The organism is Candidatus Woesearchaeota archaeon, assembly GCA_021734105.1.
Classification (GTDB): domain Archaea; phylum Nanobdellota; class Nanobdellia; order Woesearchaeales; family SKGA01; genus SKGA01.
This window is the reverse complement of record JAIPJP010000001.1, coordinates 94,882-101,732: the sequence shown is the minus strand read 5'-3', so window position 1 is coordinate 101,732 and position 6,851 is coordinate 94,882. Positions and strand designations below refer to the sequence as shown.

The window sequence follows — 6,851 nt, the reverse complement described above, 5'->3', positions numbered from 1 at the left end:
AAAAGAGCATGACAGCATGAGCAACACTTGTGTTGCGAGTTCATTTGTTGATAAATTCTTTTGAGCAGAGCGAGAATAATTCTTCGCAGTATACAAATGTATTCCTTTCCGGACAAAGCCTAAAGAACAAAAACATTAAAAAGAATGACGCAGTACATATTTTTGTGGAATTTGCAAAAGAACTTACACCAACATTTCTTAGAACCCTTAAAAAAACACTCGCAGAAGAATTTAAAGATGCACAAACTATAGCGATTAAAATTCATTTCGGCGAAGTCGGCAATAGTAATGCGCTTAAACCAAAAGATGTGCAACCATTTACCGAGCTTCTTAGCGAGATGGGTAAAGAATTTTTCTTATACGATACATCCGTAGCTTATCCTGGACCGAGAAGCAACCCGCTAACCCATAAAGCATTAGCACTTGCAAAAGGCTGGGGAAAACTAGGAAAAATTTCTCTTGGCGACGATATTATTAAAGAAAAAGGAGCTTATATGACTTATGAAGTAGCAAAAAAACTTGCTGATGCTGATGGTGTCTTAGTTATTTCTCATGTGAAAGGACATACATGCACAGGATTTGGCGGCGCGATAAAAAATCTAGGCATGGGCGCGCTCTCTAAACAAAGCAAACGAGCAATACATAATGGCGGTAAGCCAAAACAAGAAGGAACGTGCACCGCATGTAAGGCCTGCGAAAAAGCATGTCCTGCGCACAGCATTAGAGTTCTAGATAAACCAAAAGTAGGCCTGTGCTATGGTTGTAGTGACTGCGGATATGTATGCCCAACAGGGTATATGGCGCCAAAAACGGAGTTTTTTGACAAAACCCTTGCAGATGGAGCGCTTGCTGCAGAAAAACATTTTAAAACAAAATATTACATCAATATTATCAAAGGGATTAGTAAACTTTGTGATTGCGTACCAACATCAGGTAAGAAACTTGCAAAAGATGCAGGATACCTGCATGATGGAAATATGGCTGCAATAGACAGAAAAAGTCACGAAATTCTCTTTAAACAAGAAGGAAAAGACGTTTTTAAAGAAGCAAATCTAAAAAGTGGCTTAGTGCATATAGAAGCCTGCGAACAGCTCCAAAATGCGTAAAATACCTTCAAAAAGAGTTTAATTTATATACTCTGAGTGTTTTTTAAGTGATAATCAAGGGAGAAATCCGTTGATAATAAAATGAGAGTAAAATTAAAATGAAAGGAAAAGTAAAATTTTTTAACGTAAGTAAAGGCTTTGGCTTTATTGTAGGCGAAGACGACAAAGAGTATTTTGTACATATGACCGGTTTAACACCTGGTATGAAACTAAACGAAAACGACGAAGTAAATTTTGAAGTAGTGGAAGGCGAACGAGGCCCAAAGGCTGAAAACGTCACACTAGTAGAATAAATCATACTCATACAGTATTCTTAGTTTACCACATTTTTTTTATTTTTTTTGTTTTACCTTCTAGTATTATTATACTATTGTAGATTGAATTACAACAGTTTCTTAAAAGTCCTTATTCTTCTTAGATAAAGTGTTGTACTGAACAAAAAAATTGCTCAGCAATTATCAAACGAACATTTTTCAAAAAGTAGAAAAAGCAAATAAACAAAAAAAAGAAGTAGAAAATAAAAAAAATTATCGTTGCGTGGTTCGTTGCCGACTTTTACCAGCACCGCGCGCACCGCCTCGATTGTTAAAAGAAGTTTTTGGTTTATCATTTGTTCGAAAACGACTACTTCCACGATTACCTTCGCGAGGACCATCTCGACCACCAAATTTATTTCCACGAGGTCTAGAACTACTGCCTTCGCTGCCTTCTCTTGGTTTATGGCTACTAAATTGTTTCTTAGGAGCAGAACTGCCAAAGCTGCTTCTTGGTTTATCGCCAAAGTTACTTCTAGGTCTATCACTACCACCTTCACGAGAACGATTACCAAAGCTACTTCGAGGTTTATCACCAAAACTGCTTCTAGATCTATCACTACCGCCTTCACGAGAACGACTACCAAAGTTACCTCTTGGTCTGTCATTTCCAGAGTCGCTACCAAAACGTCGTCGAGGACTTTCGTCTCGAGACTCTCGTTGACCATAGCTTCGTCTTTCTGGACGCTCACGAGCGCGACTATCCCCTCGGTCATATTGTCGAGGACCACGATGCTCTGGCTTTCTATCAGAACGAGTCATATCGGTTTTCACTTGGTCAATGAATGGTTTTTCCAATTTTGTTACTTCAAAATCATTCTCATACAAGACTCTTGAAAAGTTAGGATGATCTCGTTGCGATAATAAATTTACTACGCGACCTTCTTTTCCAGCTCGAGCTGTACGACCAATACGATGCACGTACGATTTTCCGTCAGCAGGAATATCATAATTGTAGACGTGCGTTACTTGCGGAATATCAAGACCACGAGCTGCAACATCAGTGCATACTAACACATCTGCTTTTTCACCATGAAATGAATCTAAAACACCGCTTCGTCTGTTTTGGGTTAAACCGCCGTGAATTGCCATAGCAGATATTCCTTGTTTTTTCAAATTCTTCTCAACCACGTCAACCATACGACGAGAGTTACAAAAAATCATGATAAGACCTGAGGTTCTCTCTTTTTTAAGCAAGTGAACGAGTAGTGAAAACTTTAAGGGTCCTGCAACTTCATAATAGACTTGCGTTAATTTTTTTGGATCAACATGCTCGATTGCTGAAATCTTTACCGGATCATGCATGAATTTTTTAGCTAGACTTGTAATTTCAGGATGAAGCGTTGCTGAAAAAAGTAAGGTTTGCTTCTCTTTAGGACATTGACCCATAATCTTTTTTACATCATCAATAAAACCCATGTCAAGCATTCTATCAGCTTCATCTAAAACAAGATGTTTTAATTTGCTAAAGTTAATATTACCGCGTTCCATGTGATCAAGAATTCTTCCTGGTGTTCCAACAATAATATCGCATTTTGCTAATGCTTGTTCTTGAGGTCCATAAGAGACACCACCATAAATAACACCAACTTTAAGTTTTTTCCAACGAGAAAAAATTTTGAGTGCTTCTGAGATTTGCTCAGCAAGTTCACGAGTTGGTGCTAAGACTAATGCTTGCATGCCATGACCAGATTCAGAGTTTTGAATAATACCAGCACCAAATGCTAACGTCTTTCCAGACCCAGTAGCACTGCCACCCATAACATCTTTACCTTCGACAACTAGAGGAATAGTCTTTAACTGAATCTCAGTTGGCTGTGTGAAATGTTGTTCTTTAATCATCTTGAGCATGCCTTCAGCAAGCCCTAAATTGTCAAAATTACTATTTTCTGTACTCATTTTGTTTACTATACGTTAGAAAAAGTTAACTCAGTTCTTGTCAAGGAGCGTTACGTTACGCACAAAAACCATCTGGTTTTTGGTGCAAAGAAGACCAAAGGACTTCTTGCACACAAATCCGCAATAAGGATTTGTTGCGCCCTAGAAATATAAGAATATATTTCTATGACTTTCTCACCAATCATAAATATTGTGTTTTTCTTTTTTTTCACTTATGCTGGAATGCAACGCTCTGGCAACTCATAAGTGACCATAAACACATACTATGCGTATACTAAACGTAAGAAAACAGGTTTGCTTTATAAATGTCGCTGTTTTATGTTTCAAATAAACTATCAACAGCTTGTGCTAGCTCCTTATTTGTCAACGTGCCATTTGGCGCTTTTTCTTTGTACTCATGATGCAATATAGTAAGATACTCTTTAGCTTCATTTCGAGAATATAGTTCTACATTAGAACCAACAAAACTATTTTTTTTATCATCAAAAAGCACACAAGGATAATTTTCCTTTACGCCGAGTCTATATGAAGGAACTTGTAATGAATACACCAACTCATTTGTTTTTGCATCATACTCAAATTCTTCGAAATCACCTACGTGTAATTCTTTTGGTTTTTTAAAAAAAGAACTAAAATATCCTTTTGTGATAAACACTGCATCATCAGGAGCTTGTGTGATGGTTTCATAAAGTTTTTTGAGTTCAGCTTCAATTCTAGGAAAAGAAGTTTCCTTTGGAATAGTATTAGTATACCACGCAAAATCTGCATCTCGCCACAACGCATGAGTGTATTGCTCAAAAAAAGCAGCTTGAAACTCTTCTACGGATTGCAAGGGTTGGCGCTCTTTAACACTGCCTAAAAGACTAGCATGAAAAAAAAGTTTTGCAAAATCAGCAACATCATATACCATTGTTTCCATAAGAGAACGTGAATGTTTTTCTTCGTAGGTGAAATGACCAAGATTGACCGAGGCCAATTTTTTTATCCATCTATCAGCATCTTCTAAATGCGTAATTGTTGCTTCTAATTGTGCTACACGCTCTTTAGCCTCAGCAAGAGAGGTAAATTTACCGCCTTCTTGAACAATTTCTTCATAAAAGCGAAGTGAACTAGATTCATCATATACTAGATATCTTCTATGGGCTTCAAATTCAGCTATAAGTTCTTGTCTTGCCTGCGCAAGCGATGGTGAAAGAAATGCGGAAGAACATCCCTTACTATCAGTCATAAAATTCCACGCAACGCTGAGTAAAGGCTCTTCTAAGGAAAGCGCAAGAATATCTTCAAGCGTCATATTGGGAAAATCAGCAGTTGCTGCTGTTGGAAACGGCCAAGGAGTATTCATCAAAAGAGAAGAATGAAACAAGCATTATAAATCTTATCACTCATACATCATTTTTTCAATTTGCTTAAATTTAGGCCAATTTACACAAGAATATAACTCACTAAAAAATTTATAGGTTTGTTTATACACTAGCGCAGGAGAATAAAATTGTTTCTTAAGATTTTGGTGTGCTCGCCTATTATATTTTTTAAATGTAGAAAAAGAAAGATCTTCGCTTTGCTCAATAAAATCAAAAAAATCTTCTAAAGCATTTAATACTTTAACATTATAACGTGCGCTAAACAACTCATGTAATAATTCCTTTTTAGTAGACTCATCACTAACTATTCCAACATCACTACTGTCTACAACTAAGTTATTATTGTTATAAGTTACAAACGCATCAATCGTTGACTTGCACCCATTTAAATTATTCTTTTTACCATTAATTTTTTCCTTAGAAAGAGACTTTTTAGTAGATTCATTACTTCTGTCAGAAGAAGAAAAACTATGTTCTAGTCCATTTGTAACCATATAATCTGTATAAGCATTTAAACCCTTAACAAGATTAACACAATATTGATAGGGACCTAAATAAGTTCTTATTGTTGTTTTCTGAGTATAACTAAAAAAAGTAACATATTTTTTCTTAGAAGGTAAATTTTTTATAAAATAAAATTTCGCAAATTCAATTAACCAAGATTTTTGTGTTGGAGATAAGTTAGGATACACAGTTGAAATATCTTTCCACAAATGTTCGTTAGATACGTAAAAAGGTATTTTTTTTATCTGGCGAGACGAGAATATCATTACCGAAGTTATTTGAATGATGCGTTTCTTTTTTAGTAAGACCTTCTTGTTTAATAGTTTTATGAAATAATTCTATCACCTCATCAATTACAGCGGGATTACTCGTTTGAATTCCCGATAACGTTAAAGGTTTAAAAATTTCTTTAGTACATTTAACAAATTTTAACACGCTAGAAAACGAAGGTAAGGTAGTGAGTAATTTCAAAGCATGATCATACCCGTCAAAAAAATTTAAAAAGTCACGTACGCCCATATCAACAAGAAAAGAATGAAAATTGTTCTTTGAAGGATTTTCTTCTTTTGCAAACCAATTTGCAAACAATTCTAATCTTTGTCGATGTTGTAGAGTGAACTGCCCATATTGTTCTGTAATTTCAGAAGCTAAATGCCGTCCTAAAACAACTTTTGAAACACTTTCTTCAAGAGGAGTCTCTGATATTCTTAAACTGAATTGATTATTGGCAATAAACTCCGTAATTTCATCTGAATGCATGGTTTTGTCAAAAAAGGCACGATAGGAACTTTTGCGCGTACTAACATCTTCTTCAAAGAAAAAGTTATCTGCGAAAACGTCATCTAACGAACAATTGTTCTTACCCATACAGAATCAAAATAATCAAGTATTTATAAAAATAAGTATTTAACAACTCAAGAAAAGGCTTTGCTTCATAGATAATATTTTTGCTTTAAAAAGAAATCATTTTCTCTACTCAAAATAATTATTTTTCCTCTAGACTAAATAACAAACAGCCAAATTTTACATAGCCAAAAAAAACAGCTGAACAAGTTTATTTTATCCACATAGCATAAATTTTTTTCCTTTGTTTATCTTAAGAAATCTTCAAGGCAGTATACCTCAACTATTCTAAACAGCTCCTAAGAAAGAGAATATTTAAAAAGTATTTTCAAAAAATAACTACTATGCCGCAAAAAAAGCGAAAACAAAAAATGTATCCTGTTCGAAAAAGAATATTTTTTGAAGGAATAATTTCAGGTTTATTTGTTGGCATGAGTGCTGTTTCTGGATTAACTATTGATCCATCAGACTTAACAGTTAGTATCCTTAATCAAGTATGCTCAAGAAAGGGGGGAGAATTTAATTGTAGCAAACTTGTTGCGGGAGCATCCCTTCTTTTCTTACTTTTATCTATATTCACACTTGGTCTTGAAATTCATAAACTCAAAAAACCAGTTATTTTTGCGAAATGGAGAATAATGCCTTGGGTGGAAGGACTCATTATTTATATTGTAGGAATACTTATCGCCTTTACAACAATAATTATTATTTTTTAAAAAGGTTTTACCTACAAAATCATAAGAACTGTCTTTAACAATATAGTTTTTTCTTGAAAATTAATTTTTGCTATGTTTTGATTACTTCGTGCTAAGTACATAACT

General features: G+C 34.8%; 7 protein-coding genes. 3 read left to right on the top strand and 4 right to left on the bottom strand.

Annotation, left to right across the window (positions count from 1 at the left end):
* Positions 1–164 precede the first annotated feature (164 nt).
* Together K9M74_00410 and K9M74_00405 are read left to right on the top strand one after the other, a co-directional pair.
* The gene (locus K9M74_00410) at positions 165–1,106 is read left to right on the top strand and encodes a DUF362 domain-containing protein (GenBank protein ID MCF7798345.1); all 942 of its coding nucleotides are present in this window, start codon (positions 165–167) and stop codon (positions 1,104–1,106) included.
* Positions 1,107–1,204: 98 nt separating this feature from the next.
* Positions 1,205–1,399 (top strand): cold shock domain-containing protein, encoded by a 195-nt coding sequence (locus K9M74_00405; GenBank protein ID MCF7798344.1) that lies wholly within the window; start codon positions 1,205–1,207, stop codon positions 1,397–1,399.
* Between the two features lie 234 nt (positions 1,400–1,633).
* Here the strand turns inward: K9M74_00405 and K9M74_00400 are convergent, their stop codons facing one another.
* From K9M74_00400 to K9M74_00385, 4 genes are all read right to left on the bottom strand, one after another.
* Entirely contained in the window at positions 1,634–3,262 is a 1,629-nt protein-coding gene (locus K9M74_00400) for a DEAD/DEAH box helicase (GenBank protein ID MCF7798343.1), read from the bottom strand.
* 373 nt (positions 3,263–3,635) lie between these two features.
* On the bottom strand, positions 3,636–4,664 hold the full coding sequence (locus K9M74_00395) for a hypothetical protein (protein MCF7798342.1): 1,029 nt from the start codon (positions 4,662–4,664) through the stop codon (positions 3,636–3,638).
* Between the two features lie 36 nt (positions 4,665–4,700).
* Positions 4,701–5,396 carry a hypothetical protein gene (locus K9M74_00390; GenBank protein MCF7798341.1) on the bottom strand — a complete coding sequence of 232 codons (696 nt, stop codon included), beginning with the start codon at positions 5,394–5,396 and terminating at the stop codon, positions 4,701–4,703.
* A 7-nt stretch (positions 5,397–5,403) separates the two neighbouring features.
* Positions 5,404–6,054: a hypothetical protein gene (locus K9M74_00385; GenBank protein MCF7798340.1), complete on the bottom strand. Its 651-nt coding sequence runs from the start codon at positions 6,052–6,054 to the stop codon at positions 5,404–5,406.
* Between the two features lie 320 nt (positions 6,055–6,374).
* Between K9M74_00385 and K9M74_00380 the strand changes: the two genes are divergently transcribed.
* A complete protein-coding gene (locus tag K9M74_00380) occupies positions 6,375–6,746 on the top strand; it encodes a hypothetical protein (protein MCF7798339.1) in 372 nt (123 codons plus the stop codon).
* Positions 6,747–6,851: the final 105 nt, after the last annotated feature.

Excerpts from the sequence above, each read along its gene's own strand:
- K9M74_00395 (MCF7798342.1), bottom strand. The coding sequence starts at position 4,664 with ATGAATACTCCTTGGCCGTTTCCAACAGCAGCAACTGCTGATTTTCCC.
- K9M74_00405 (MCF7798344.1), top strand. The coding sequence starts at position 1,205 with ATGAAAGGAAAAGTAAAATTTTTTAACGTAAGTAAAGGCTTTGGCTTT.
- K9M74_00400 (MCF7798343.1), bottom strand. The coding sequence starts at position 3,262 with ATGATTAAAGAACAACATTTCACACAGCCAACTGAGATTCAGTTAAAG.
- K9M74_00385 (MCF7798340.1), bottom strand. The coding sequence starts at position 6,054 with ATGGGTAAGAACAATTGTTCGTTAGATGACGTTTTCGCAGATAACTTT.
- K9M74_00380 (MCF7798339.1), top strand. The coding sequence starts at position 6,375 with ATGCCGCAAAAAAAGCGAAAACAAAAAATGTATCCTGTTCGAAAAAGA.